Annotated in this window: 19 protein-coding genes and 3 pseudogenes; 14 read left to right on the forward strand and 8 right to left on the reverse strand. The window is 60.2% G+C overall.

Features of this window, described 5'->3' with window-relative positions; genetic code table 11:
- The 5 genes and pseudogenes from AXF19_RS14550 to AXF19_RS04055 form a co-directional block, all read right to left on the reverse strand.
- Window positions 1–389, reverse strand: a pseudogene (locus tag AXF19_RS14550) (GGDEF domain-containing protein); the annotation flags it as partial.
- A gap of 210 nt (window positions 390–599) precedes the next feature.
- Window positions 600–749, reverse strand: a complete 150-nt coding sequence (locus AXF19_RS15085; protein WP_237141690.1) for a secretion protein HlyD — start codon at window positions 747–749, stop codon at window positions 600–602.
- A gap of 15 nt (window positions 750–764) precedes the next feature.
- Entirely contained in the window at window positions 765–2,510 is a 1,746-nt protein-coding gene (locus AXF19_RS04050; RefSeq protein WP_066845385.1) for a sensor domain-containing diguanylate cyclase, read from the reverse strand.
- A 404-nt stretch (window positions 2,511–2,914) separates the two neighbouring features.
- Entirely contained in the window at window positions 2,915–3,040 is a 126-nt protein-coding gene (locus tag AXF19_RS15090; protein ID WP_237141731.1) for a secretion protein HlyD, read from the reverse strand.
- 39 nt (window positions 3,041–3,079) lie between these two features.
- A complete protein-coding gene (locus AXF19_RS04055; protein WP_066845388.1) occupies window positions 3,080–4,588 on the reverse strand; it encodes a phosphoglucomutase in 1,509 nt (502 codons plus the stop codon).
- Between the two features lie 150 nt (window positions 4,589–4,738).
- Between AXF19_RS04055 and AXF19_RS15095 the strand changes: the two are divergent.
- Window positions 4,739–4,867: pseudogene (locus tag AXF19_RS15095) on the forward strand (secretion protein HlyD); the annotation flags it as partial.
- A 198-nt stretch (window positions 4,868–5,065) separates the two neighbouring features.
- On the opposite strand, the gene AXF19_RS04060 reads toward AXF19_RS15095, so the two are convergent.
- Both AXF19_RS04060 and AXF19_RS04065 read right to left on the reverse strand, forming a co-directional pair.
- Window positions 5,066–5,734 (reverse strand): D-sedoheptulose-7-phosphate isomerase, encoded by a 669-nt coding sequence (locus AXF19_RS04060; RefSeq protein WP_066845390.1) that lies wholly within the window; start codon window positions 5,732–5,734, stop codon window positions 5,066–5,068.
- A gap of 228 nt (window positions 5,735–5,962) precedes the next feature.
- On the reverse strand, window positions 5,963–6,145 hold the full coding sequence (locus AXF19_RS04065) for a hypothetical protein (protein ID WP_066845393.1): 183 nt from the start codon (window positions 6,143–6,145) through the stop codon (window positions 5,963–5,965).
- A 113-nt stretch (window positions 6,146–6,258) separates the two neighbouring features.
- On the opposite strand from AXF19_RS04065, the gene AXF19_RS04070 reads away from it, so the two are divergent.
- From AXF19_RS04070 to aepY, 12 genes and pseudogenes are all read left to right on the forward strand, one after another.
- Complete coding sequence (locus AXF19_RS04070) at window positions 6,259–8,040, forward strand: MutS-related protein (RefSeq protein WP_066845396.1); 1,782 nt, start codon at window positions 6,259–6,261, stop codon at window positions 8,038–8,040.
- 103 nt (window positions 8,041–8,143) lie between these two features.
- Window positions 8,144–8,251: pseudogene (locus AXF19_RS15100) on the forward strand (secretion protein HlyD); the annotation flags it as partial.
- A gap of 45 nt (window positions 8,252–8,296) precedes the next feature.
- Window positions 8,297–9,307 carry a tryptophan--tRNA ligase gene (trpS, locus tag AXF19_RS04075; protein ID WP_066845399.1) on the forward strand — a complete coding sequence of 337 codons (1,011 nt, stop codon included), beginning with the start codon at window positions 8,297–8,299 and terminating at the stop codon, window positions 9,305–9,307.
- Window positions 9,307–10,026 (forward strand): phosphocholine cytidylyltransferase family protein, encoded by a 720-nt coding sequence (locus AXF19_RS04080; RefSeq protein WP_066845402.1) that lies wholly within the window; start codon window positions 9,307–9,309, stop codon window positions 10,024–10,026. Before trpS ends, AXF19_RS04080 begins: the two co-directional genes overlap by 1 nt.
- A 238-nt stretch (window positions 10,027–10,264) precedes the next feature.
- Window positions 10,265–11,560, forward strand: coding sequence for a phosphoenolpyruvate mutase (gene aepX, locus AXF19_RS04085; RefSeq protein ID WP_066845405.1), 1,296 nt, complete (start codon window positions 10,265–10,267; stop codon window positions 11,558–11,560).
- Entirely contained in the window at window positions 11,561–12,268 is a 708-nt protein-coding gene (locus tag AXF19_RS04090; RefSeq protein WP_066845407.1) for a class I SAM-dependent methyltransferase, read from the forward strand. It abuts the gene before it with no gap.
- Between the two features lie 3 nt (window positions 12,269–12,271).
- Window positions 12,272–13,366, forward strand: a complete 1,095-nt coding sequence (locus AXF19_RS04095; protein ID WP_066845410.1) for a 2-aminoethylphosphonate aminotransferase — start codon at window positions 12,272–12,274, stop codon at window positions 13,364–13,366.
- A 97-nt stretch (window positions 13,367–13,463) separates the two neighbouring features.
- Window positions 13,464–15,590: a sulfatase-like hydrolase/transferase gene (locus AXF19_RS04100; RefSeq protein ID WP_157092480.1), complete on the forward strand. Its 2,127-nt coding sequence runs from the start codon at window positions 13,464–13,466 to the stop codon at window positions 15,588–15,590.
- A 12-nt stretch (window positions 15,591–15,602) separates the two neighbouring features.
- A complete protein-coding gene (locus tag AXF19_RS04105; protein ID WP_066845413.1) occupies window positions 15,603–17,705 on the forward strand; it encodes a sulfatase-like hydrolase/transferase in 2,103 nt (700 codons plus the stop codon).
- A gap of 38 nt (window positions 17,706–17,743) precedes the next feature.
- Entirely contained in the window at window positions 17,744–19,900 is a 2,157-nt protein-coding gene (locus AXF19_RS04110) for a sulfatase-like hydrolase/transferase (protein ID WP_066845416.1), read from the forward strand.
- 250 nt (window positions 19,901–20,150) lie between these two features.
- Window positions 20,151–22,325 (forward strand): sulfatase-like hydrolase/transferase, encoded by a 2,175-nt coding sequence (locus AXF19_RS04115; RefSeq protein WP_066845420.1) that lies wholly within the window; start codon window positions 20,151–20,153, stop codon window positions 22,323–22,325.
- The gene (gene aepY / locus AXF19_RS04120; protein WP_066845430.1) at window positions 22,322–23,437 is read left to right on the forward strand and encodes a phosphonopyruvate decarboxylase; all 1,116 of its coding nucleotides are present in this window, start codon (window positions 22,322–22,324) and stop codon (window positions 23,435–23,437) included. Before AXF19_RS04115 ends, aepY begins: the two co-directional genes overlap by 4 nt.
- Before the next feature lie 160 nt (window positions 23,438–23,597).
- Here aepY and AXF19_RS04125 read toward each other — a convergent pair whose 3' ends face one another.
- Window positions 23,598–25,145: an SLC13 family permease gene (locus AXF19_RS04125; RefSeq protein WP_066845433.1), complete on the reverse strand. Its 1,548-nt coding sequence runs from the start codon at window positions 25,143–25,145 to the stop codon at window positions 23,598–23,600.
- 380 nt (window positions 25,146–25,525) lie between these two features.
- Between AXF19_RS04125 and AXF19_RS04130 the strand changes: the two genes are divergently transcribed.
- Complete coding sequence (locus AXF19_RS04130) at window positions 25,526–26,710, forward strand: iron-containing alcohol dehydrogenase (protein ID WP_066845436.1); 1,185 nt, start codon at window positions 25,526–25,528, stop codon at window positions 26,708–26,710.
- Window positions 26,711–26,729 lie beyond the last annotated feature (19 nt).

Here is a 26,729-nt window from a genome sequence, read left to right on the forward strand (position 1 = left end):
GCTGTAAGCTGACTGCAGTCGCCGTGCATGTAGACGAGTTCGTCGTCGACGTAGACATAGGCATCCTGATTCGTCGTTGCAAAGAGGATGTGTTCGTTGAAGAACCGCGCCGAGAGCGGCACGCGCCACGAGAGATAGACGGTCGTTGTCCCTGCGGGCATAGGCGGCGGGGCGGGATAGTCATACTCCTGCCAGTCCATTCTGCCCGCACGAAAGCCGATGATGTCCTTGTACGTGGGTTCCCCCTTCATGATGGCATACTCCGCGTGCATATAGGGGTCGAGCGGCGTCGCGAGCAGACGCCATGCGAGTATGGAGGCTCCGATGAGGAGCGATACGCAGAGCAGGGTGAGTACGTTTCCCCGCAGAAAAGCACGAATTTTATTCATGGGTCAGCACCCCCTTCGGGGAGAGGTGTGGATGCGATCATTCTCGGATATTTGCCTTTATTATACCATATCTGTTAGATATAGAACAATAGGAAAATGAAAAAGAATACGAATATTATTGAGTGAAAACAAGGGATAAAAGAAAAAATCGGGGCTGTTGTACGGAGTCAAAATGACTTTGTGCAACAGCCCCTTTTTCTTGTATTGGGGTTAGGGAAGCACTGATAAATTCAGCACCATCATCTTGGCGCATCTTTTTCGCCCTCTCTGTGTCGACAAATCCTCCACATAGCCTCTGCTATGCGTCCGGTTTGTCTCCTCGATAGGACAAAAAATCTGCACCAATCTGACGGACTTCATTTTATCAGCGATTCCTTAGGTGTCGGGATTTGCGTTCTCGGGTTCGGGCGGACACTCATTTTCGCCGGAGACGGCGTTGCGCCCCTTTTCCTTCGAGAGGTAGAGGGCACGGTCGGCGCGTTCCATCAGCGATGCCATACGGTCGTTTGTGCCATGCCATGTGGAGACACCAAAGCTCATGGTGACCCCGTCGAGTGTCTGCTCGAGATCCTTGCGCAGTTCCTCGCAGAGTGTGACCATCTGCGCGAGATTGTGGTGCAGGGCGAGCAGGATGAATTCGTCGCCGCCATAGCGGATGAAGATGTGTCGGCGATCCGTCTTTGCGCGCACGGTATCGGCGATCTGCCTCAGGATCTTGTCACCGCCGAGGTGACCGCGCGTGTCGTTGACGGTCTTGAAGTGATCCACGTCGAAGATGGCAAACGAGAAGTTGAAGCCGCGTGTATTGGCGAGTGCGGAGAATTTCGCAATGCCGTCCGCGAGCTGGTGGCGGTTGTACGCGCCCGTGAGGAAGTCACGCACCGCCTCGTTCTGCGATTCCTGCAGCTCGCGCGCGAGTGTCTCGTTCTGCTGGGCGAGGCGGGCATCCTTCTGCATCTGTTCGCGGATGAGGAAGAAGACGAACGGGATGGTCGAGTAGATGGAGAAGACCGTAGTCGAGACCACGGATGCGAGCCGGTGGTATTCCCAATGCAGAGCGTCGATGCCGACAAAGACGGTCAGGGAGATCATGGCGATGAGCCCGTAGCGGCAGGCGGGATTCTCATTCCAGTCTGAGCGCAGAAGGGTATAGGCGAGGACGAGCGCGCTGATGAAGAGAATGGGGTAGAAGAGGAAGAGCAGGTTCATATAGCCGTCGAATCCGCTGATCTCGCTGATGGTGGCGACGATAAAGAGCAGGGCATAGACAACTGTTATACCGCGTATGATTGTAGAATATCTGAGAGATGTGATCTCCTGCGTGATCTTCGCAAATGCGAGCGGCATGATGTAGAGCATGATGAGGTGGAGTTCCCACCAGAGTTCGGGGAAGCCGATGAGGCGTGAGAAGAAGGAGGATGTGCCCGACGTCCACAGGATGAAGCTCACGAGGAAGCCAATGAGGTAGAGCTGTATTTTGCGTCGTGCGTGGATGCCGCGCCAGATGAGATCCATGACGAGGAATACAATGAGGGAGAGGGCGATGGAGAGGCTCGCCGTGTAGATGGCATCGGCAAGGCCGATTTTGCGGATGAGGGCGTTTTCGCTGCCGATATAGAAGTAGTCGAGGCTCCCCAGCCAGTTCGCATAGCCGGAGTGCAGCATGATGGTGAGTCGCTTGCCCGCGAAGCCTTCGTCCACATGGATGAAGTGCATCGTTCGCCCGCGCGAGTCCGTGAGCTGCAGCCAGTTGCCGTGCATATAGATGAGTTCGTTGTCGAGGTAGACGTAGGCATCCTGATTCGTCGTTGTAAAAAGCAGGTGATTGACGAAGAGTGGGGTCGTCTCGGGAATCTTCCACGAGAGATAGACGGTCTTTGTACCCTCCGGCATGGGCGGCGGGGTGGGGAAGTTGTAGGGCTGCCAGTCGAAGTTCTCGGGGTCGAACCCGATGATGTCATTGTACTCGGGGCTGCCCTCGATGACGGCATACTCCGCCTGCTGTGGGGTGTATGGAGAGATGGCAAGCGTGCGCCACGAGAGTACAGCCAATGCCGCAACTGCAGCCACGCACAGCAGCGTGACGCGGTTGCCCCATATCATTTGAACGATTTTTGTCATGTCACAGATGGTCTCCTCGGCGTTATGTCCTAGGGAAAAGAGGTTTATTTTCCTATAAATACATGCAACCAAAATAATGTAGTTATTATAGCATAAAATTATGGAAGTGGATACTATTAAATATGAAAGTGCTTGATAAATTCTTTAGCGAAGTACTGATAAAATGAAGGCGGTCATGAAAAGGGGCTGTTGCACGAACGCCCCTATCGGCTCGCTACGCTCGCCACTTCCCCCGTTGCGACGGGGGAAGCTAAGATGCCATAATTCCAGCCTCCCCCGTGCGTCACGGGGGAGGGGGACCGCAAAGCGGTGGTAGGGGCGCCTTGAGCGCTAACACGAACAGGGGCTGTTGTACGGAGTCAAAACAACTTCGTGCAACAGCCCCCGATGTTGGGGAAGTATGGCTAGGGAAGCACTGATAAATTCAGCACCGCCATCTTAGCGCATCTTTTTTGCCCGCACTTCGTCGGCAAATCCTCCACATAGCCTTTGCTATGCGTCTGGTTTGCCTCCTTGTTCGGACGAAAAATCTACGCCAATCTGACGGACTTCATTTTATCAGCGATTCCCTAGTTTTGGAATCCGGAGAGGTCGAGGGCGTCAAAGCCCGCAATGAGCTCCTTGACCGTGCGCTCGATCTCGTCCGCACCGTCTGCGGCATCCGCCTCGATGTTGAGCGGCATGTTCGGATCGTGTAGCGACATCCTGAGCAGCGCCCAGCCGCCCGCAAAGACGATGCGCACGCCCTCGTAGGAGGGCTCTGCAATCGTGAGCCCCTTTTCGCGCGCGCGTGCCTCGAATGCGGCGAGAACCTCCTTGCCGTATGCCTTCGCGTCGTCCACACCCATGATCTTGATGCGGATCTCGCGCGCCTCGGCGGGGTGGCGGAGCGCGGCAATGAGATCGTCGAGTGTGCGATCCTCAGCGCGTGCCTTTGCGGCTGCGATGATGAGCTTGACCGCGAGGTACGCGCCGTCGTCGAGGTAGTAGTTCTCCGAGAGCGCGCCGTGCCCCGAGGTTTCGATCGCGAGCGGGGAGACTTCGCCCGCCTCATTGCGGCGGATGCACTCGTTGATGACGTTCTTGTAGCCGCGCATATAGCGCAGATGCCTCAGGTGCAGCTCCTGCTCGAGGAAGTCGTGCAGGCCGTCGGAGGTGACGGAGTCGGTGATGATGGTGGAGCCGGGGTAGTCGGGCGCGAGGATTGCCGCCATCATGGCGATGAGGGCGTTGCGGCTGACATCCGTGCCGTCGGCGAGGACAGCACTCATGCGGTCAACGTCGGTGTCGAAGATGAGCCCGAGGTCGGCGTCATTCTCGATGACCGCCTCCTTGATGGCAAGCATTGCCTTTGGATCCTCGGGGTTCGGTACGTGGTTCGGGAAGTGCCCGTCGGGGTCGAGGTAGCGGCTGCCCTTGGTATCCGCGCCGAGCGGGGTGAGGATGCGCCCCGCGAAGAAGCCGCCCGCGCCGTTGCCCGCGTCGACGACGATGTGCATGCCCGCGAGTGGTTTCTCCGCGCCGCCAAGCGCCGTGCGGATTTTCTGGACGAGGTGCTCGCTGTAGCGGCCGATGAGGTCGAATTTCAGCACGTTGTCGAGGGTGCCGTGCGCCTCCTGTGCCTCGGCGGCATAGGTGAGGATCTTCTTGATGTCCTCCTTGTCCGCGCCTCCGGCGGCGGTGAAGAATTTCAGCCCGTTGCGGTTGTAGGGGAGGTGGCTCGCCGTAATCATGATGGAGCCGTCCGCCGCCGTGTCCTCGAAGATGGTCGCCATGAACATGGCGGGGGTGGAGGCGAGGACGCAGTCGATGCCGTGCGCGCCCGTGTGGGTGAGTCCCGTGAGCACGCAGTCCTTGATGGCGAGCGCGGAGATGCGCGAGTCGTGGCCGACGGCGATCTGCAGCTCGGCGGGCTGCTTGCCCGTCTTCTCCGTGAGCAGGCGGACGAAGCCTGCGGCGATGCGGTTTGCCGCCTCGGGGGTGAGGGTGACGGGCTCGCCCGCAACGCCCGCGACGGCGACACCGCGGATGTCGCTGCCGTTCGCGAGCTTCATGAAATCCTCGTGGGTGAGTGGCATGGGGATTCCTCCTTTGTATTCAGGTGTCTTTATACCGTGCGTACCCCCGCGCGAACGCTTAGTTACGCAAGCGGTCGGACACTTATCTGCCTAAATACCTGCGGAGTTCTTAAGGAATCGCTGATAAAATGAAGTCCGTCAGATTGGCGTAGATTTTTTCGTCCGAACAAGGAGGCAAACCGGACGCATAGCAAAAGCTATGTGGAGGATTTGCCGACACAGTGCGGGCAAAAAAGATGCGTCAAGATGGCGGTGCTGAATTTATCAGTGCTTCCTTAAACGCGCGCTGCGCGCTTGGACGAAAGAAATCCGCAGGGGGCAGAACGTGTCCTCGTTTCCGCTTGCTCCACTAGGGTTCGCTTAGGGGGCATCGCACGGTATACATAGCATTCGGCATAGCGCACCCTTTGCCTCCCCTGCCACAGCGGGGGAGGGGGACCATGCGCAGCATGGTGGAAGGGGCGCTTTGCACAGCCCCTACTCCGCGCCGAAGAATTCCTCCTCGACGGCGATGCAGAGCGTGTGGTAGATGGGGAGGTGATACTCCTGAATCTTGTACGTCTCCTCGGCGGGCGCCTTGATCGTGATGTCAGCGTAGCCGCCCGAGACGCATTTTCCACCCGAGGCGCCCGTGAGGGCGATGGGCGTGAGGCCGAGCGCTTGCGCCATGCGGAAGGCATAGAGCACGTTCTTCGAGTTGCCCGAGGTTGTGATGCCGAGGAGAACGTCCCCCTGCTTTCCGAGTCCCAAGACCTGCTGGGCAAAGGTGAGGTCGGGCGCCTGATCGTTCGAGAACGCCGTGCTGATCGCGAGCTGCGAGGGCAGCGAAATCGCGGGGAGTGCGCCCTGCAGGTTCTGCATGAAGTAGTCAACGGTCTTCGGATCCGTCACATCGCAGACCGCGTGCAGCTTATCAAGCATATCCTCGCCCAAGTGGCGCGGCAGGAGGAAGCCCTTCATCAGCTCGCCGACGATGTGCTCGGCATCCGAGGCAGAGCCGCCGTTTCCGCAGACGATGAGCTTGCCGCCCGTACGGTAGCAAAGGACGAGTGCCTCAATGGCGGCACGGATATCTCCGCCGCATGGCTCGAGCGCGGGATAGCGCGCAATGAGCGTGTCGACGGCGGCGCAGGCAGATTCTTTCATGGTGGTACTCCTTTATAAATCTTTGGTCTTGTTCTTATTATGGACGATATGAAAGCCTTTTTCAAGGGAAAATCTGCGGGAATGAGGTGATTTTCTATCGGTATTTATTCTAATTTATAGTTATTTATCGCTATTTTATATAATTGTTTTGTATTTATTGTAAAGCTGAGGAAATAAAAAACCTCCACCATTTTATCGGCGGAGGAAAGGTGTTGTTTCAGTGCTTCCCTAACTGAATGCATTCTCCTCGCGCTCCCGTCGCTTTCGGAGGGCGAGGAGTGCGGCGGTGAGGGCGCGCTTCTCGTGGAGATAGGATTCGTAGTCGAGGTCGCCGACAGCGTGCTGCATGCGCGCTTCGAGGGCGCGCATGGCTGCCTCCGTGCGACGGATGGCTGCGCTCAGATCCTGCATGAACATCCCTCCCATCTCGTACCTATTGTAACAGTTTCGGGAAAAATTGTCTACAAGAGGGGGGAAGCTATGCTATAATACGATTATCATCAATTTTGAGAAGGAGTCTCCTCTTGAATAAACTGTTCTATGAAAATGTGCGGGAGAATACGCTCGCGCTCGAACGTTCACAGAATAGGCAACGGACGCGCTACATCCTCGCGCGCACACTTGTCTTTCCCGCAATGCTCGCTGCAGTCATCCACGGCTATGATGTCTCGTCGCCCGCAGAGCTCATGCTGGGCGGCTTCCTTTTGCTGCTCTTTGTCGTGCTTGTGGCGCGTCATCGGAAACTGGAGCGGCTGCGCCTCCTGACAAAGGCGTATCTTGCCGTCACGGCGGGCTATCTCGAGCGATTCTCGGGGGCGTGGAAGCATCTGCCCGAGGACGGTGCCGGCTACGCCAAGGAGAAGCGCCCGCCCGACCGCGATCTGCATATCTTCGGCACGGCATCGCTCTATCAGTATCTCTGCGCGGCGCGCACGCAGGCGGGACGCGAGCGGCTTGCGGCGGCGCTCACGGCAACCCCGCGTGATCTCGATCGTACACGTAGGCGGCAGGCGGCGGTGGCGGAGCTGCTTGCACATCCGCTGCTCTGCATTGAGCTGGAGGCGCGCGGGGCGCGTCTGCCGGACGGTCACGATACACGCGAACTGGCAAAGGAACTCGCACATCCGCTCAAAGGATCGCTAAAGCTCATCTCTTGTATTGGCATCGTATTTGCAAACGCCTTTGTTCTTTCCTTTCTCTGGGCGGCGTTCTTCCACGGTGCGTGGACGATTCCGATTGTGCTCTTCATGTTCAATCTGACGGTGGCAATGGCGTTCTATCCGCGTACGCAGCGGGAACTCGCACCGCTCGGACATATGGCGCGGGAACTCAGACTCTACGGGCGGATCTTCCGCACGCTCGAGCGCGCCCCTTTGCGCGGGGAGGCGTTCGGCGAGGTGCTTGCGCCGCTCTTTGCGCCCGTGCGCGCAACACAGGCGCAGAGCCGTCTGACAACGCTCGCGGAGTGTGTGGCGATGCGACGGAATGTGCTTTTTTTCTTTCTGGCGAACGGTGCGCTTCTCTGGGATTTGCACTGCATGGCGTATTTCTCGCATTGGCGCATACAGGCGGGCGCCGCTGCTGCGGGCTGGCTGAAGGTCTGGGCGGAGGTGGAGGTGCTGCTCTCACTCGCGCGGATCGGACATACGCGCGCGGTGCACACGTTCCCGACGTTCCTCGAGGGGGATGCGCCGCAGCTCGCGGCGGAGGGGGCAATGCCGCTCGTGATCTCCGAGGAGGCGGCAACGCCGAACGATGCGCATCTCTCTGCGGGCACGCTTGTCATCACGGGCTCGAATATGTCGGGTAAGACGACGTATATGCGAACGCTTGGCTCTAACGCTGTTTTGGCATACGCCGGCGCTCCTGTGTGTGCACAGTCCTTTGCGCTCACGCCGATGGCGGTCTACACCTCCATCCAGATCAGCGATGATCTCGCGGGCGGGATCTCGACGTTCTACGCGGAGCTCCTGCGCATCAAGAAGATGATGACGTACAGCAAGCGCGGGCGTCCGATGCTGATTCTCATAGACGAGATCTTTCGCGGGACGAACTCCGCCGACCGCATTGTCGGCGCGCGTGCGGCGATCCGTCGTCTGACCCTGCCGCACGCAATTACGATTGTGACGACGCATGACTTCGAGCTCTGCGATCTCGGGCGCGAGGGCGTGCCCGTGGAGAACGCGCATTTTGAGGAGCACTACGAGGGGGACAAGATTCTCTTCGACTTCAAGATTCGCGCGGGGCGCTGCCGCACGACGAATGCGCAGTATCTCCTCAGGATGGCGGGCATTATGGGGGACTGAGGCGGGGGCAATCCTGCCGTGTCGCTCCCTTTGCTTATCCCGCTTTAAGGAATCGCTGATAAAATAGACCCTCAAATTGGCGTAGATTTTTCGTCCGAACTAGGAGGCAAACCGGACGCATAGCAGAGGCTATGTGGAGGATTTGCCGACACAGTGCGGGCAAAAAAGATGCGTCAAGATGGCGGTGCTGAATTTATCAGTGCTTCCTTAATGGTATATAATAGAGAAACATTTTACAGATAAAGGAAGGAACGTCATGAACGAAAAGGACGCAGTCACCTCCCGCCGCAAGATCATCCTGAGCGGCATCCAGCCCACCGGCACATTCACCCTCGGCAACTATCTCGGCGCGGTGAAGAACTGGCGGCGCTTGCAGGAGGAGTATGACTGCTATTATTTTGTCGCCGACCTGCACGCGCTGACGGTGTATCATGATCCTGCCGCACGGCGCAAGGCGAGCCGTGAGGCGTTCGCGCTGCTGCTCGCGTGCGGGCTCGACCCGGAGCAGAGTCTCGTCTTCATCCAGAGTCACGTGCCCGCGCACGCGCAGATGGGGTGGATGCTCTCCTGCCTCAGCCCGTTCGGCGACCTCACGCGCATGACGCAGTTCAAGGATAAATCTGCAAAGCACCCCGAGGATATCAACGCGGGGCTCTTTACCTATCCTGCGCTGATGGCGGGCGACATCCTGCTCTATCAGGCGGACTACGTGCCCGTCGGTGCGGATCAGACGCAGCACCTCGAGTTCACGCGCAATGTCGCCGCGCGGTTCAACCACGTCTACGGCGAGACGTTCCGTCTGCCCGAGGGCTACTTCCCAAAGGCGGGCGCGCGCGTCATGAGTCTCGCGGAACCGACGGCAAAGATGAGCAAGTCAGATGAGAACGCAAAGGCGACAATCTATATCCTCGACGATGAGAAGACGATTCTGAAGAAATTCAAGTCCGCTGTGACGGACAGCGAGGCGGAGGTTGCGTTCCGCGAGGGCAAGGACGGTATCAACAATCTGATGACGATCTACGCCGCTGTGACGGGCAGGTCGATGGACGAGATTGCAACGGAGTTCGCGGGCAAGGGCTACGGCGACTTCAAGACTGCCGTCGGCACGGTGGTCGCGGAGGAACTGCGCGCGATCCGCGAGAACTACGCGCGCCTCCTTGCGGACAAAGCGTATCTCAATGCTGAGATTGCACGCGGTGCGGAACGCGCCGCGCACATCGCGGAAAAGACACTCCGTAAGACGATGCGAAAGATGGGGCTGTGCTGATGGCAGCACATCGCGTGACCCGTGCCGTGATTCTGGCGGCGGGACGCGGCTCACGGCTTTCGCCGCTGACGGATCGCGTACCCAAGCCGCTCGTGCCTGTGAATGGTGTGCCGATCATCGCGACCATCCTCGATGCGCTTAACGCGGCGGGGGTTTCGTCGATTACTATTGTGCGGGGGTATTGCGGCGCGGCATTTGACATGCTCCACGCAGAATACCCGCATCTTTCCTATATCGACAATCCCGACTGGATGGCGGCAAATAATATCTCCTCGATTGCGCTTGCGGGGCGTGCGGGACTGCTCGCGGACAGCTACGTCATTGAGGGGGATCTCTATCTCGCGAATCCCGCCGTCATCACGCCCACGCAGGAGCGCACGAACTACATCGCATTTCCTGTCGAATCGACGGACGACTGGTGTTTTGATACGGATGCGGCGGGGAAGATCACACACATTGACACGGCAAGCGATCACCCCTGTCATCAGATGCTCGGGCTGTCCTACTGGACGGCGGAGGACGGACGGCTGCTCGCGAAATGCGCGAATGAGCTCTACCGCGAGGAGCGCTACCGTCAGCTCTACTGGGACGAAATTATGCTGAAGTATTTCCCCCATGAATGCGATGTATATATCAGGGAGTGCACACGCACAGATGTGTGGGAGATCGACACGGTGGAGGAGCTGCGGGCACTGGAGGAGCGGGTAAGAGGGAAATAAGCTTCCCCCGTCGGGACGGGGGAGGCTAATATGCCGCAGCCTAAAAGCCTCCCCCCTCCGCAGAGGGGGAGGGGGACCGCGAGAGCGGTGGAAGGGGCGCTTTGGGCAGCAGAGTTTTTCTATCGTCGGAGATGCGTACAAGCCACCGGCGCCCCCACCGTCACGCTGACGCGTGCCACCTCCCCCGTCGCGACGGGGGAGGCATAAATACTAAAACGGGAATAGAGGGAAACGAAATATGAAAAGAGTCTACACCTGCTTCTGCACCGATATCATCCACGAGGGGCATCGGAACCTCCTGCGTGCGGCTGCGGAGCTGGGCGAGGTGACGGTGGGCGTGCTCTCCGATGCGGAGATGGTGCGCTACAACCGCTTTCCGACGAAGACGCTCGCCGAGCGCATGGAGATGATCCGCGTCCTCCCCGAGGTCGCGGAGGTTGTCGTGCAGGAGCATATCATGTACGACGAGATCCTGGACCGCCTGCGCCCCGACTACGTTGTGCACGGGAGCAACTGGGCGCAGGGCCCTGAGTCCTCCATCCGCAAGAACGTCCTCGCGTGCCTTGCGCGCTATGGCGGGGAGCTCGTCGAGCCGCCGTACACGGAGAATGCCGAGGTACGCAACATCGACTGGCGGATGCGCGAGCAGCTCGCCATGCCCGAGGCGCGGCGCGGACGGCTGCGCCGCCTCCTCGCGATCGTTCCCATCGTGAAGACCATCGAGGTGCACAACGGACTCACGGGGCTGATCGCGGAGAAAACCGTCGTCGAAAGCGACGGCGGGCTCGACCAGTTCGATGCCATGTGGATCTCGAGCCTCTGCGACTCGACTTCGCGCGGCAAGCCCGACATCGAGCTGGTCGACCTCTCCGACCGCATCCAGACCATCAACGAGGTCATGGACGTGACGACGAAGCCCATCATCCTCGATATGGACACGGGCGGCACGGCGGAGCATTTCGCGTACAACGTCCGCACGCTTGAGCGCCTTGGCGTCTCCGCTGTCATCATCGAGGACAAGACGGGCGCGAAGCGCAACTCGCTCTTCGGCACGGAGGTCGCGCAGACGCAGGACACGATCGAGAACTTCTCCGAGAAGATCGCGGCGGGCAAGGCGGCGCAGCGCACGGAGGAGTTCATGATCATCGCGCGCATCGAGAGCCTGATCCTCGAAAAAGGGCTTGACGATGCCCTTGTACGCGCAGAGGGCTACGTCGCGGCGGGCGCGGACGGCATCATGATCCACTCGCGCGCCAAATCGCCCGACGAGGTCATTGCATTCTGCGATGTGTTCCGCGCAAAGCACCCTGATATCCCCATCGTTGCGGTTCCCTCCTCCTACAACACGGTGACGGAGGCGGAGCTCGCAGCGCACGGCGTGCGCATCGTCATCTACGCGAACCAGCTCACGCGCAGCGCCTTCCCCGCAATGGAGAACGCGGCGCGCTCCATCCTCGTCCACCACCGTGCGCACGAGATCGACAGCACACTCCTGCCGATCAAGGACATCATCAGACTGATTGAGGTCATGTAATTGGGAAATAAATGGAAAGAGATCTGGAACCGCAGGAAGCCCGTCACGGGCGAACTCGACGGCGACTGGGAACACGTTTATCTCGAGCTGAAACGGCTCAACGGCTACGATGTGATGGAGGGCGGCGTACCGCTCGACTCTTTTCTGAACTTTCACGCGGGGCTCGTGGAACTGCTCGATCTCACGCCGGGCAAGTCGGTCTACGAGGTGGGTTGCGGCGCGGGAGCGAATATGTACCTCATGCAGCGCGAGGGGATGATTGTCGGCGGCTCGGACTACGCCGAGGGGCTGATCGAAACGGCGCATGCTGTCGTTCCCAACGCACGCGAGATGGGAGCGATGGAGGCGGCGGATATCCCGACGGAGGAGAAATACGATGCGGTCTACTCCTGCGGCGTCTTCTCCTATTTCCCCGACCATGACTACGCCACACGCGTCCTTGAGCGGATGCTCGCAAAGAGTCGGCATGCGATTGGCATTACGGAGCTGCACGACCGCACGAAACGGCAGGACTATCTCGCGTTCCGCCGCGCGAACATCCCGAACTACGATGAACGCTATGAGGGGCTGGGACGCCTTTTCTTCCGCAGAGAGTTCTTCGAGGACTTTGCGCGGGAACACGATCTGCGTCTCGTATTCCCAAATCTCGAAATGGCAAATTACTGGAACACGCCGTTTATCTTCACCTGTTTTATGTATCGGAAGTGACCTATGGACATCAAACGCAACATTCTCCTCAACCCCGGTCCCGCGACAACGACCGATACGGTCAAGCGTGCGCAGCTCGTTCCCGACATCTGTCCGCGCGAGCGTGAGTTCGGTGCGCTCATGCGGGAGCTGGGCACAGATCTGTTAAAGGTCGTCCACGCAAATGAAGCGGAGTGGACGACCGTCCTTTTCTGCGGCTCGGGTACGATCTGCATGGACGCGTGCGTCAGCTCGCTCATCCCCGCTGACGGAAAGCTCCTCATCGTCAACAATGGGGCGTATTCCGCGCGGGCGGCAGAGATGGCGCGTGCGTATTCCGTGCCGCATATCGACCTCTCCTTCCCCGTGGACGGTCTGCCCGATCTTGCGGTGGTCGAGCGGGTACTGGATGAAACCCCCGATATCTCCGCCGTCTACACGACGCATCAGGAGACGGGCACGGGCATCCTGAACCCCGTGCGGGAGATCGGTGCGCTCGCGCATGCGCACGGCGCTGTCATGATTGCGGACACGATCTCGACCTATGCGATGCTCCCGTTCTCCGTCGATGAGATGAACATCGACGTGTGTATGTCCTCGGCGCAGAAGGGCATCCAAGGCATGACGGGACTTTCGTTTGTGCTGGCGAAAAAGGCCGTGCTCGCAGCGGCAAAGGCGTATCCTGTGCGCTCCTACTACACGAACCTCGTCATGCAGCATACGGGATTCGAGCAGACGGGCGAGATGCGGTTCACCCCGCCCGTGCAGACGGTCTATGCGGCAAAGCGCGCGCTTGCGGAGTATTTCGCCGAGGGTGCGGCGAAGAAATGGGCGCGCCACACGCGCACAATCGACGCCATCCACGCGGGACTTGCAAAGCTCGGGCTGAAGGAAGCGATTCCGCGCGCGATCCAGTCGGGGCTGGTCGTTGCGGTGGAGTATCCGCAGGACTTTGATTTCACACGCGTGCACGACTACTGCTATGAGCGTGGCTATACGATCTACCCCGGCAAGATGCAGAGCGCGGCGACGTTCCGCCTCTGCGCGCTCGGGGCGATCGATGCGCCCGACATTGCGGGCTTCTTCCGCGTGCTTGAGGAAGCACTGAACGCGTCATAAAAGCCTTCCTCGCCGGTGCGGGGGAGGGAGATCATGCGCGGCATGGTGGAGGGGCGCCATGAAGAGCAGAGGGAGATCAACCACAGAAAGGAATCTCATGATGGACGATTTCACGGTATTTTGGCAAAACAACGAACGCGCCCGTGCACTCTTTTACGACCTCCTTGCCCGCGCGCAGCGCGAGGAATACGATGATGATTTTCTCGCCCGACTCGCCGCCTATCGGGAGGCAGGGGGCGATGCGGCGCACGCGGACATCTTCGCCGCCGAGTACCTCCTCTACGAGGGGGATGCAGAGACGGCGTGCATCTGTGCGGAGCGGGCATATCGCGTTTGTCCGCTCGAACCATGTGTCTGGCAGGCACTCGAACACGCATACAATGCTACGGGACATTATGCGGAGGCACTCGTCATGCAGTGCCGCAGGGGAAATCTGTTCGAGCTGTCGTTTTCTCTTTCCTGTCCCTGTCATGTGCTGACAGAGGATGTGTGTGCTCGCATGTCCATCGCGCTCGGTCTTCCGATACGTGCGCCCCTCTGCACGCATCGCCTCAGTCTGGATGAGAATGGCGAACTCCGGCGAAGCCGTGCAGGGATGTTTATGGGAGAGTTTTTGCCGCAGGACGCAGCTGATCGGCCGCCCTACTATGTAGGGGTCTATACGGAACAGGGGCTGTTCGGGGCAAAGACGTGGCAGGCAGAGGCGGTACGCACCGAACCGGGCTGTGCCGTCTTTGGCGGGGGCGATATGGTCTTTGATCTGATGCGTGCGCGGCGCGTATCGTCTGCTGTGACGATTGACCTTGAAACGCCATCCGAAATCATCCTCCCGATCATGGGGACGGGGAAGCTGCAGGTACCGATAATACCACAGCAGCTTCGTGTCAAGACAGCATCGGTCGATGGGGAGGCGTGGATCAGTCCGGCGACAACAAACTATTTCCGTCTCACGGAGAGCGCGGTCCTCTCCTCCAATGCGGCGTTCATCGTCGGCACGCCGATCCGCGTCGGACACAGTCCCACACGGAAAAAACTCGTGCTGAATATCCTCGTCGATGCCCTCCCGTGGAAGATCATCGGGCAGGACTTTGCCGCATCTATGCCGCTAACGCATCGCTTCTTTCAAAAAGGGACGATCTTCACGCAGCATTTCTCTGCGGCAGAGCACACCTATTCCTCCATTCCCAACATCGAGACGGGAATGTACGTCCATCACACGCAGATTTTTCAGGACAAAATTGCCTATGCGCTCGACCAAAACATCATCACCTTCGCCGAGCGGATGCGCGATGCCGGCTATGCCACGTCCGTCCTCGCGGGTGAGGGAGCCGGGATCTACACCGGGGTCATGCGCGGCTATGACCGCATTCTCGTACAGCCCTTCTTCTATCAAGCCTATGACGCGGTCGCGTGCACGATCCGCCATCTCACAGGCACGGACGATGCGGATCAACTCATCTTCTTGCATACTGCCGACGTACATCCCAGCGGGCAGCCTGCGTTTCAGTTCCCTGCCGCCGTGCAGGCACGACTGCCGCTCACGCAGCGTCTGACCGTCGGTGAGGACATCGTGCCAAGTCCCTATCTTCCGCCAAGCCCCGCTCGCCACGCATCCTTTTGGCAAGGTGTTGCGGATACGGATCGGGCGCTCGGTATGCTCTTTTCCTATCTTGAGGAACACTATGCTCCCGAGGACTATATCGTGAGTCTTTACTCCGATCACGGCGTCTCCATCTTCCAGTCGCACCAATACATTGTCTCCGAGGACAGTACAAACGCAACGTGGATGATGCGCGGGGCGGGCGTGCCCGAGGGGATCATCGCGGACGAGCTGACGAGCACGGTGGATCTCTACCCTACGCTCGCGCATCTGCTTGATATCCCTGTGGGGGACAATGTAGACGGCGTGCTGCCGAAGATCTTTGGTGGCACAGGGCGTGAGATCGCGTTCAGCAACTCGATCTTTCCGGGCAAACCCTACTTCCTCGCCGCCCGCGCACGGTCGCACACGCTCTGTCTTGAGACAGAGGACGCGGTCGGGATGGACGGGACAGTGGACTTTGCGGGGGCAAAGCTCGGGATCTATCCGCGCGCGCATGAGCTTGAGGAGGGCTATGCGGTGGACAGCCCGGAGCTGCGTGCGTTCTTCTATCCACGTGTACGGGAGTTCGTGCAGGAGATCGGAAACAATGGGGAGGTATTCCCGCCGCCGACGGAGAAATAAAAAGGAAGCTCTATGACCGACAATCTTAGCGTATTTTGGCACAACAATGCCCGCGCCCATGATCTCTTTCAAGAGCTTTTGGCACGCGCAGAAGAAAAAGCCTACGACGACGACTTTCTCGCCCGACTCGCCGCCTATCGGGAGGCGGCGCCGGACTCCGAGCGCGCAGACATCTTTGCCGCGCAGTATCTCCTGCACGAGGGCGATGCGGAAAACGCCGTTCTCTGCGCCGAACGCGCCTATGAAAACCGCCCCACGAATCATGCGGTCTGGCAGCTGCTTGCGCGCGGGTACAGGATGCTCGGACGCCATGCGGATGCGCTCGTCATGCAGGGATATCTGTCGAGCTATCTCAATGTCCCGATTGCCCTCGATCTCCCGAAGGACGCGCTCACACAGGAGACACTGGATCGGCTCTCGGTCGCGATGGGAAAGCCGGGCTACGCCCCCATTGCCGTCTACCGTATGACGTACGCGGATGGCGCGCTGCGCCCCGCCCCCACCCCGTTCTCGTTCGAGTTCCTGCCCGCTGAGGACGGCATCACACCGCCCTACTACGTCGGCGTCTACACGGAGCAGGAGATCCACGGCGGACACGCATGGCAGCTGGCAGCGACGCGGAACACGGCGGGGTTTGCCGAGCATGTCGGCGCAGATTTTAACTTTGATATCATGCGCGCACGTCGCGCCCCGGGCAGCGCAGAGATCACACTCGCGGAGGGAGAGGCGTGCGTCCTGCCCGTGCTTGGTACGGCGGAGGGTGCACAGGAGATGCGCGTGCGGACAAAGACGCTCGATGATACCTCGTGGCTGAACTCCGCCACGCCGAATTTCTTCCGTCTGAGCGAGTCCACCGCGCTCTCCTCCGACCGCGACTTTATTGTCGGCACACCGATCCGCCTCGGACACGCCCCACATCGCCGTCCGCTCGTGCTGAACATCCTTGTCGACGCGCTCCCGTGGGAAATCCTCGGCACGGATTTCGCGGCGCATATGCCACAGACCGCGCGTTTTTTTGAAAAGGGTCTGACCTTTCATCAGACATTCTCCACGGCGGAGTACACCTATCCCTCCCTCGCCGCCATCGAGACGGGGATGTACGCGCAAACCAGCCGTATCTTCAACGACCGTGTGGTTGCGCACCTCGCGCAGGACAGGATCACGCTCTCCGAGCGCATGAAGGAACTGGGCTATGGAACGGTGAGCCTCATGGGGGACGGCAACGGCATCTACAACGGCGTGACGCGCGGCTATGACCGCCTCATTGTCACGCCCTACGCACTGCCCACCTACGAAGGAGTGGAGCGCGTCATGCGGTATCTCGACGGGATGCACGATGCGGATCACTTTATCTTCCTGCATACGGTGGATCTGCATCCTTGGCCGAACAGCACATTCGCCTCAGCCTCCTCCGTACAGGCACGCCTTCCGCTTGCAGATCGCCTCGAAGGGGCGCTCGAGAACATGCCAAGTCCCTATCTGCGCCCGACGGCGCTCAATCAGGCAACCTTTTGGCAGAATGTACGGAACGTTGACCGCGCGCTCGGCACGCTTTTTTCCTATCTGGAGGAGAACTACACACCCGAGGAGTACCTCGTGAACCTCTACTCGGATCACGGTGTTCCGATCTTCAGCACGGACCACTGGATCGTGGACGCGCAGCTCACTCGTACGGCATGGATGATGCGCGGCGCGGGCGTGCGCGAGGGCGTGGATGTGCACGAGCTGACGAGCACGGTGGACATCTATCCTACGCTCGGGCATCTTCTCGGCTTTCCCGTGGATGAAAATGTGGACGGCGTACTGCCGCAGGTCTTCGGCGGCGCAGGGCGTGACCTCGTGTTCAGCAACTCGCTCTATCCGACGAAGCCCTATGTGCTCGCGGCACGATCAAAGGAGCACACGCTCTGCCTCGAAACACAAGGGACGGTCGGGATGGACGGCACGGTCGATCTCGCGCATGCCAATGTCGCAATCTATCCGCGCGCGCATGAGATGGAGGAGGGCTATGCCGTGGACAGCCCCGCGTTGCGGCGCTTCTTCTACCCGCGCGTGCGGGAGTTCCTGCGCGGGATTGGGAATAACGGGGAAACCTTCCCGCTGCCGCAGGGGTAAAGGAATCCGATGTTGCTTCGGAGGGAAAGGGATATGCTATGACGGAGGATACTGCCGTTTTCTGGCAAAATGACGAAGGTGCGCGCAGCCTCTTTTACGATCTTCTCGCGCGTGCGGAGCGCGGGGCATACAATGATGATTTTCTGGCGCAGCTCGCGGCATATCGGGAGGCTGCACCCGACTCCGAGCGGGCGGACATCTTTGCCGCGCGCTATCTCCTCCACGAGGGCGATGCACAGATGGCGTGTATCTGTGCGGAGCGCGCCTATCGCCGCCGCCCCGTGAACTACGAGGTGTGGAAGCTGCTCGCCGAGATCTATACGCTCCTCGATTGTCCTGTCGATGCACTCACAATGTATGGCTATGCGCATGGGCTCTACCTCTCTCCCGAGATCCCCTTGGATCTCATCCGACAGTGCGGACGGGAGGGGCTGAACCGTCTCTCCATCGCTGCGGGACTGGGGACGGGGACGCCAACGACGCAAAGCCGCGCTGTATTTGACGGGGAGGAACTTCACTTTGCACTGGATGCCTTTGTCGGGGAGCATCTGCCGCTCACGCCGGCGGAGGGGAGTGCGCGCCACTGGGTCGGCACCTACGCTGTCGGCGAATTCCTCTCGGATAAGAGCGAACTGCTCGAGGAGATCCGTCACACGGCAGTATTCGTGGACAAGGTGCAGCGCGATTTCTCCTTCCAACTCCAAAAGGCACAGGAGGTACGCGGCGCGGTGACAGTCGAGGTGCCTGAGGGCATGGAGGTCATCCTGCCCGTGGCGGGGACGGAGAGGCTGCAGGAGCTCAGATTTGAGACGGCGTCCACCGCTACGCAGGAGGCATACCTCGGGAAATGGGCGTTCAGCCACTTCCGTCTCGCCCGGACGACGCGCCTCGTGTCGCCCACCGATGCCCCCTATGCGGTCGGCACGCCCATCCGACTCGGGCACAGCCCTGCGCGCAGGAAACTCGTGCTGAACCTTCTTGTGGACGGGCTGTCATGGAATGTGGCGCGCACGCGTTTCCCCGACTGCATGCCGAACATTGCGCGCTTTTTCACGCGCGGCACGATCTTTGACCAGCATTTTTCCACGTCCGAATGCACCTATCCCGCGCTGCCCGTGATCGAGACGGGACGCTATCCGACGCATACGCAGGTGTTCAACGAGCGTGACAGTCATGAGCTGCCCCCTGATTTCAAGACGCTCTCGGAGTGTATGTCGGATCTCGGCTACTATGCCGCCGCGCCGATGGGGGCGAGTGAGGGTGTCCCGTGCGGTGCAATGCGCGGCTATGATCTGCTGAATGTTGCCACATGGAAGCAGCCCTCGGCGGAGGCTGTGGATCGGACGTTCATGCAGCTCGAGGCGTTTCATGAGGTGGATCAGTTCCTCTATCTGCATGTCTCTGACGCACATCCATGGAATGCGAAGGGGTTCAAATTCTACCCTGCGGTGGAGACGCAGCTCCCCCTCGCGGATCGCCTCTTCGATATCGACGAGCGCGTTGCGAGTGTGCGTCTGCCGAAGCTCGCGATCTATCAGGAGCAGTTCTGGCGAACCCTCGCCCACGTTGACAGAAACATCGGCTATCTGCTCTCCTATATCGAGGAGCATTTCGCAGAGGACGAATACATCGTGAATCTCTACTCGGATCACGGCAACTCCGTGTTCAGCACGCCGAAGGGCGGCGTGGTCGATGTCATCGGCGAGAACTCGACGCGCGCCGTCTGGATGATGCGCGGCACGGGGGTGCCCGAGGGCGTTGTTGCGGGCGAGCTGACGAGCAGCACCGATATCTATCCGACGCTGGGGCATCTATGCGGCTTTTCCGTTGCACCCGATATCGACGGCAATCTCCCCGCGGTCTTCGGCGGGAAGAAGCGCGACGCCGCCCTTAGCATGTCGATCTTCCCGGGGCAGACGTTCAAGCTCGCCCTGCGCACCCATGACTACAGCCTGCGCATTGAGACGCAGGGCTTCGTCGATGAGGACGGGACGGCGGACTTTGCGGGGGCAAAGGCGGCGATCTATCCGCGCGCCCATGAGCTCGAGGAGGGCTATGCGGTGGATAGCCCTGCCCTGCGTGCGTTCTTCTATCCGCGTGCACGAGAGATTGTGCACGAGATTGCAAACAACGGCGAATTCTGGCCGGCGATGCGCGCGGCGCGCCCGCAGTGGTTCGGGGGAGAAAACGGATAAAAGCCTCCCCCGTTGCAGACCTGTCCAAGAAGCAAGTCCGTAGGACGAAGCTGATTGGGCAACAGGTCGTATGGGAAAACGTCCCAAGAACACAAGCGTAAGCGAAGTGTGATTGGATGACGTTGACCGCTCGACACGGGGGAGGAGCCTGTGCGCGGAACGTGTAGACCATGCGCAGCATGGTGTAAGGGGCATCTTGGACGGAGATAGAAATGCAATCTATCAGTGTTTCCCTTAGAGAGGACAAGAAATGACGAACGATCTTCATGTATTCTGGCGCAATAACGAGCACGCCTCTGCACTCTTCTACGACCTCCTTGACCGTGCCGAGCGCAATGCCTACGACGACGACTTTCTTGCCCGACTCGCCGACTATCGGGAGGCAGCGTGTCCATCAGGAGGGGGCGGAGATTCTGTAAACGCGGACATCTTTGCCGCTCAGTATCTCCTCCACGAGGGCGATGCGGAAAATGCACTCGCCTGCGGGGAGCGTGCCTACGCGCAGCGGTCGGTCAACCTCGAGGTGTGGAAGGTGCTTGCCGCCGCCTATGCGGCAGCCGGACGCGATATCGAGGCGCTCACAATGCAGGGGTATATGCATGGTCTGTATCCGTCGGAGAGCCTCAGCCTTACCGTCCCGGAGGCGGGGGATCAGCGCGCGGCGCTCGATCATTTTTCACTTGCGGCGAACCATACCGCCTATGCACCGTTGCTGACGGATCGTGTCTGCATCAAAAACGATGTGCTTCAGTTCGAGCTGGATATTTTTCTCGGTGAGGAGATCCCGCTCAGATACTGTGCGCCCGGGGCGCGCCACTGGGTCGGCACCTACGTGGACGAGGGATTTCTCTCCGCGAAGGCACTTGTCTATGAACCGAATCGGCACGATCCCTTCTTCTTCATTAACGATCGGGATGTGACATTTGATCTTCAGAAGGCGCGCGAAGCGACGGGATCTGTCCGTATCGACCTGCCCGAGGATATGTCCGTCGTTCTGCCCGTGGCGGGCACGAGGACGTATCAGGACTTCTCGGTTCAGAATGCTGCGGGGGCGTATCCCGGCTATCTCGGCAAGTGGGCGTTCAGCTATCTTCGCCTCGATGAGAGCGCGACCCTGCGCTCGGACGATGCGCCCTTTGCCGTCGGCACACCGATCCGCCTCGGGCACAGCCCGCACCGCAGGAAAGTCGTGCTGAATCTCCTCATCGACGGCATGTGCCGGCCCGCCGTGCGCCCTCTCTTTGCCGAATATATGCCGCGTATTGCACGCTTTTTTGCGCGCGGCGTGATTTTCGAGAATCATTTTTCGGTATCAGAGTACACGCTGCCCTCCCTTCCCTCCATCGAGACAGGGCGCTATCCGTATCACACGCAGGTGTTCAACGAGAAGCACAATCACGTGCTGCTGCCCTCCATCCGAACTCTCGCCGAGGAGATGAGCGATCTCGGCTACTACTGCACAGCGCCGCTCGCAACGGGGCAGTCGTTCTATGCGGGCGTCTATCGCGGCTATGACCGCATCATCTCCACCCACGGTTTTCAGCCTGCCTACGAGGGCGCGGAGCGTGCCCTGCGCATCCTCGAGGCGCTGCCGACGGTGGATCACTTCATGCTGTATCACACGGGTGACGTGCATCCGCTGAACACCATGACCCCGCTCAAATTCTCCACAGCAGCCGAGGTTGCCGTACCGCTCGCACAGCGCTTTGTGCCGCTTGATCCGCAAGTGGCGAGTGTGCGGATCCCCTACCTGCCGATCTTTCCGGAGCAGCTGCGCGTGAGCCTTCGCCATATCGACCGCAGCGTCGGTGCGATACTCTCCTACATCGAGGAGCATTACGAGGAGGACGAATACATTGTAAATCTATACTCCGATCATGGATACAGCCTCTTCGACCCGCACCCCGCGCACGCAGAGGTTCTCGGCGCGTATGCCACAGGTGCTGTGTGGATGGTGCGCGGGGCGGGGGTGCCCGAGGGCGTTGTCACCGATGAACTGACGAGTTCTGTCGATCTCTATCCCACGCTCGCACATCTATGCGGCTTTCCCGTTACGGCGGACATTGACGGCAATCTGCCCGCCGTATTCGGCGGACGGGCGCGCGATGCTGCCCTCAGCATGTCGATCTTCCCGGGGCAGACGTTCAAGCTCGCCGTGCGCCCGCATGAGCACGCGCTGCGCATCGAGACGCAGGGCTTTGTCGATGAGGACGGGACAGCGGACTTTGCGGGGGCAAAGGCGGCGATCTACCCGCGCGCCCATGAGCTCGAGGAGGGCTACGAGGTGGACAGCCCCGCGTTGCGCGCGTTCTTCTGGCCGCGTGCACGAGAGATTGTGCGCGAGATCGCAAATAACGGCGAGCGCTGGCCGGCGATGCGCGCGGCGCGCCCGCAGTGGTTTGGAGCGGATAAGGAGCATCCATGAACGTCAATGATCTGATTGCCGCACTTGGCACGGAGTTCTACACGGGCGTGCCCGACTCGAAGCTGCGCCCGCTTGTGGACTATCTCATGGATACGTATGGAGCGAGCAGCCCCGCGCATATCATTGCGGCAAACGAAGGGAATGCGGCGGCGCTCGCGGCGGGCTATCACCTGGCGACGGGCAAAACGCCGCTCGTCTACCTCCAGAACAGCGGGCTCGGCAACATCGTCAACCCCATGCTCTCGCTGCTGCACGAGGAGGTCTACGGCATCCCATGCGTCTTCGTCATCGGCTGGCGCGGCGAGCCGGATCTCCATGACGAGCCGCAGCATCTCGTGCAGGGGCGGCTGACGCTCCCGCTCCTTGAAACAATGGGCGTAAAAACAATGGTGCTGACGCGTGAAAGCACCCCCACCGAGCTTGCTACGTGGATGGAGGAAATCCGCCCCCACCTCGCGGGCGGCGGACAGTGCGCTCTCCTCGTGCGCGACGGTGCGCTCGCACATCTGAAGCGCAAATATGGGAATGCCTTTCTCCTGCGCCGTGAGGAGGCGATCGCACACATCCTCGATGCAGCGGGAGACGCCGTCATCGTCGCGACCACGGGCAAGACGGGGCGCGAGCTCTTCGAGCTGAGGGAGGCGCGCGGTGAGGATCACGCGCACGACTTCCTCACCGTCGGCTCGATGGGGCACGCGGGCGCGATTGCGCTCGGCATTGCACTCCATGCCCCCGCGCGACGCGTCATCCTCCTCGACGGCGACGGTGCGGCACTCATGCACATGGGCGCACTCGCGACCATCGGGGCGGCGGCTCCGCCGAATCTCACGCACATCCTCCTCAACAACGAGGCGCATGAGAGCGTCGGCGGCGCACCGACGGCGGCGCACAGCGTCGACTTCCCCGCCGTTGCCGCAGCGCTCGGCTATCGGACGGTCAGGACGGCGGCGACGGTGGATGAGCTTACGCGCGCGCTCGAGGAGCTGCAGGGCAGCCGCGCGCTCTCCTTTCTCGAGGTGCGTACCGCAATCGGCTCGCGCGCGGATCTCGGCCGCCCGACCACAACGCCCGCCGAGAACAAGGCGGCGTTGATGCCGACGCTGCGGGGATAAGAACATAAAAAGGGGCTGTTGCACGAAGTCGTTTGTACTCGTGCAGCAGCCCCATGTTCGTGTTGACGTTCAAAGCGCCCCTTCCACCGCTATCGCGGTTCCCCTCCCCCGTTTCGACGGGGGAGGCCGGGGAAACACTATTTCATAGGCAAAGGAAATTTTATCCCACGATCCAGACAACGAAGTAGATGGCAAGCGGGATGGTGACGCAGAAGATGCCGATGAAGTCGATGTAGACACCGGTCTTGATCATCTTCGTGATCGGGATGTAGCCGGAGGCGTAGACAATCGCGTTCGGCGGCGTCGACACCGGCAGCATGAAGCCGAGCGACGAGGAGAGCGCGATACCGACTGCAACGTGAATCGGGCTGAAGCCCGCCGACATCGCTGCCGTGATGGCGAGAGGTCCGATCATGTTGGTTGCTGCCGTGTGGCTCGTGAGCTCGGAGAGAAGCAGGGACATGACGCAGAAGATTGCGACGAGGGCGAACTCGGAGGGATCGCCGCCGAGCATGCCGACGATCTTGTCGCCAACCCACTGCGAGAGTCCCGTCTTATACATCATGCCGCCCATCGCGAGGCCGCCGCCGAAGAGGATGAGCGTGCCCCACTCGACGCCCGCAACAGCCGATTTCCACTCGAGCGTGAACTGGCGCTCCTTGAAGTTGATCGGCATGAGGAAGAGGAGCAGCGCGCCGAACATCGCGGCAACCGCCTCGGGGAAGAGGGCGTTATACATCTTGAGCAGCGGGCTCGTGCTGCCGAGGGTCATCGACAGGATGCCCGGGAAGACCCAGAGGAAGACGGCAACGAGGAAGCAGACGAGCGTGTTCTTCTGTGCGCGCGTCCAGCCGCCGAGCTCCGCAACGCGGGCGCGGATGAACTCCTCTGCACCGTCGATGCGGTCCACATCGGGTGGGAACATCCGAATGAGGATGAAGTACGTGATGACGAAGTAGACGACCATCGCGATGAAGCCCCATGTCATCCACTGGAAGAATGAGATGTGGATGTTCGCCATCTGATCGAGGAAGCCGAGCATGATGATGTTCGGCGGGGTGCCGATCGGGGTGAGAACGCCGCCGATGGAGCAGGCGTACGCGGTCATGAGCATGAGGCCCGTCGCGTATTTATAGTCGTGGAGGTCGATCTCCTTGCCATTGGCAGCCATCATCTCCTTGATGGCGCCGAGGAGACCGAGGGCGATCGGGAACATCATCGCGGCGGTCGCCGTGTTGCTGACCCAGCCGGAGCAGAGCGCTGCAGCAAGACCGATCGCGAGGAAGATGCGGCGCGGATTCGAGCCGACCCACGAGCGCGAGAGCAGCCAGTAGGCGAACCGCTTGTCCAGTCCGTGATCCATCATCGCCTTTGCGAGGATGAATCCGCCCATGAAGAGGAAGATCATCGGGTTGGCAAATGCCGCATACGCGTCCTTTGCCGGGAGCACACCGGTGACGACGGCGAGCGTCGGACCGATCAGGGAGGTAACGGGGATGGGCACCGGTTCGGTAATCCACCAGAGAGCGACAAGAACCATGATGGCGAGCAGCTTGTGCGACTCCACGGTCAGTCCGTCGATGGGCGTCAGGAACACCAGCAGGGCAAGTACCGGTGCGCCGAACAATCCGACGAGACGACGTGTCCGATCAAACTTTTGTTCTGCCTCATGGATTCTCTGTGCTTCTTTGCTTTGATCAGCACTCATGTTTTCAGCCTCCTTATACATTTACGTAATAATTTCTTTGCCCGATTATTATTATACGAAATTTCCAACCCTTTTGGCAACTGTTTTCTTTCGGATAGATTAACTTTTTTTTTCTGCATTTTCTGGTATAATAGGGACGTGAATTTATGCAGAGGTTACGCATATGATTCGTGCGATGCTCCTAAGCAAACCCTAGTGGAGCAAGCGGGGCAAAGTGCACGTTCTGCCCCCTGCGGATTTCTTTCGTTCAAGCGCAGCGCGTTTAAGAAGTCCGCAGGTATTTAGGCGAACGAGAACGCGACCGCTTGCGTAACTAAGCGTTTGCGTGGAGTACGCACGGATGACACATAACGAAGAACAGAAATACGAGGAGGATTTTCATGCAAAGCTTTACCTTTCACTGCCCCACCGAGGTGGTCTTCGGGCGGGGCGCGGAGAATGCGGTCGCCGAAAAACTGCGCGCGTTCGGGGCGAGCCGCGTGCTCATCCTCTACGGGGGCGGCAGCGCGGAGCGCACAGGGCTGCTCTCGCGCATCGAGAAAAATCTCACGTCGGCGGGGCTTGCCTTCCTTGTGATCGGCGGCGTCCGTCCGAATCCGCGCGTCTCCTTCGTGCGTGAGGCGATCCGCGAGGGGATTGCGGCGGATGTGAACTTCGTCCTCGGCGTCGGCGGCGGCAGCGTCATTGACTCGGCAAAGGCGGTCGCACACGGCATTGCCAATCCCACGGTTGATATCTGGGACATCTGGACGCGCAAGGAAGAGCTGACGCAGACCATGCCGTTCGGCTGCGTCCTCACAATCCCCGCGGCGGGCAGCGAGACAAGCGACTCGGCGGTGCTCACGAACGAGGATACGGGGCGCAAGGTCGGGCTGAATACCCGGCTGAACCGTCCCGTCATCGCCTTTATGAACCCCGAGCTCGCCTTTACCCTGCCGCGCGAGCAGATCGCGGCGGGCGCGGCGGATATCATGATGCACACGATGGAGCGCTACTTCACGAGCGTCAAGGAGCCGAATGTCCTCACCGATCGCATCGCCGCGCAGCTCCTCCTGACCGTCATGGAGTCCGTGCGCCGTCTCCTCGTCAGCCGCAAGGACTACGACGCGATGAGTGAGCTCATGTGGGCGGGCAGCATCTCGCACAGCGGCATCACGGAGCTCGGGCGCATGAAGGACTTCTCTGTGCACAAGCTCGGACACGAGCTCTCCGCACGCTACGATGCGACGCACGCAATGACGCTCACGGCGCTCTGGGGCTCGTGGGCGCGCTATGTCTACGAGGACGACGCGGCGCGCTTTGCACAGTTCGCCGCCGCCCTGTTCGGCGTGGATGCGGGTACGGACGAGGAGCGCGCCCGCGCGGGCATCCGCAGGATGGAGGAGTTCTTCACGGAGATCGGCATGCCGACGAGTCTTGCGGGGCTCGGCATCGGTGCGCTCACCAAGGGGACGATCGAGGAGCTCGCGAGTGCTGCGACGGCGAACGACACAATCCGCCTCGGCAACTTCCACCCGCTCACGCGCGCGGATGTCATCGCCATCTACGACATGGCGAATCACTGAGAGACAGCAAAACATACAA

Source organism: Selenomonas sp. oral taxon 126, from assembly GCF_001683335.1.
GTDB lineage: Bacteria > Bacillota > Negativicutes > Selenomonadales > Selenomonadaceae > Centipeda.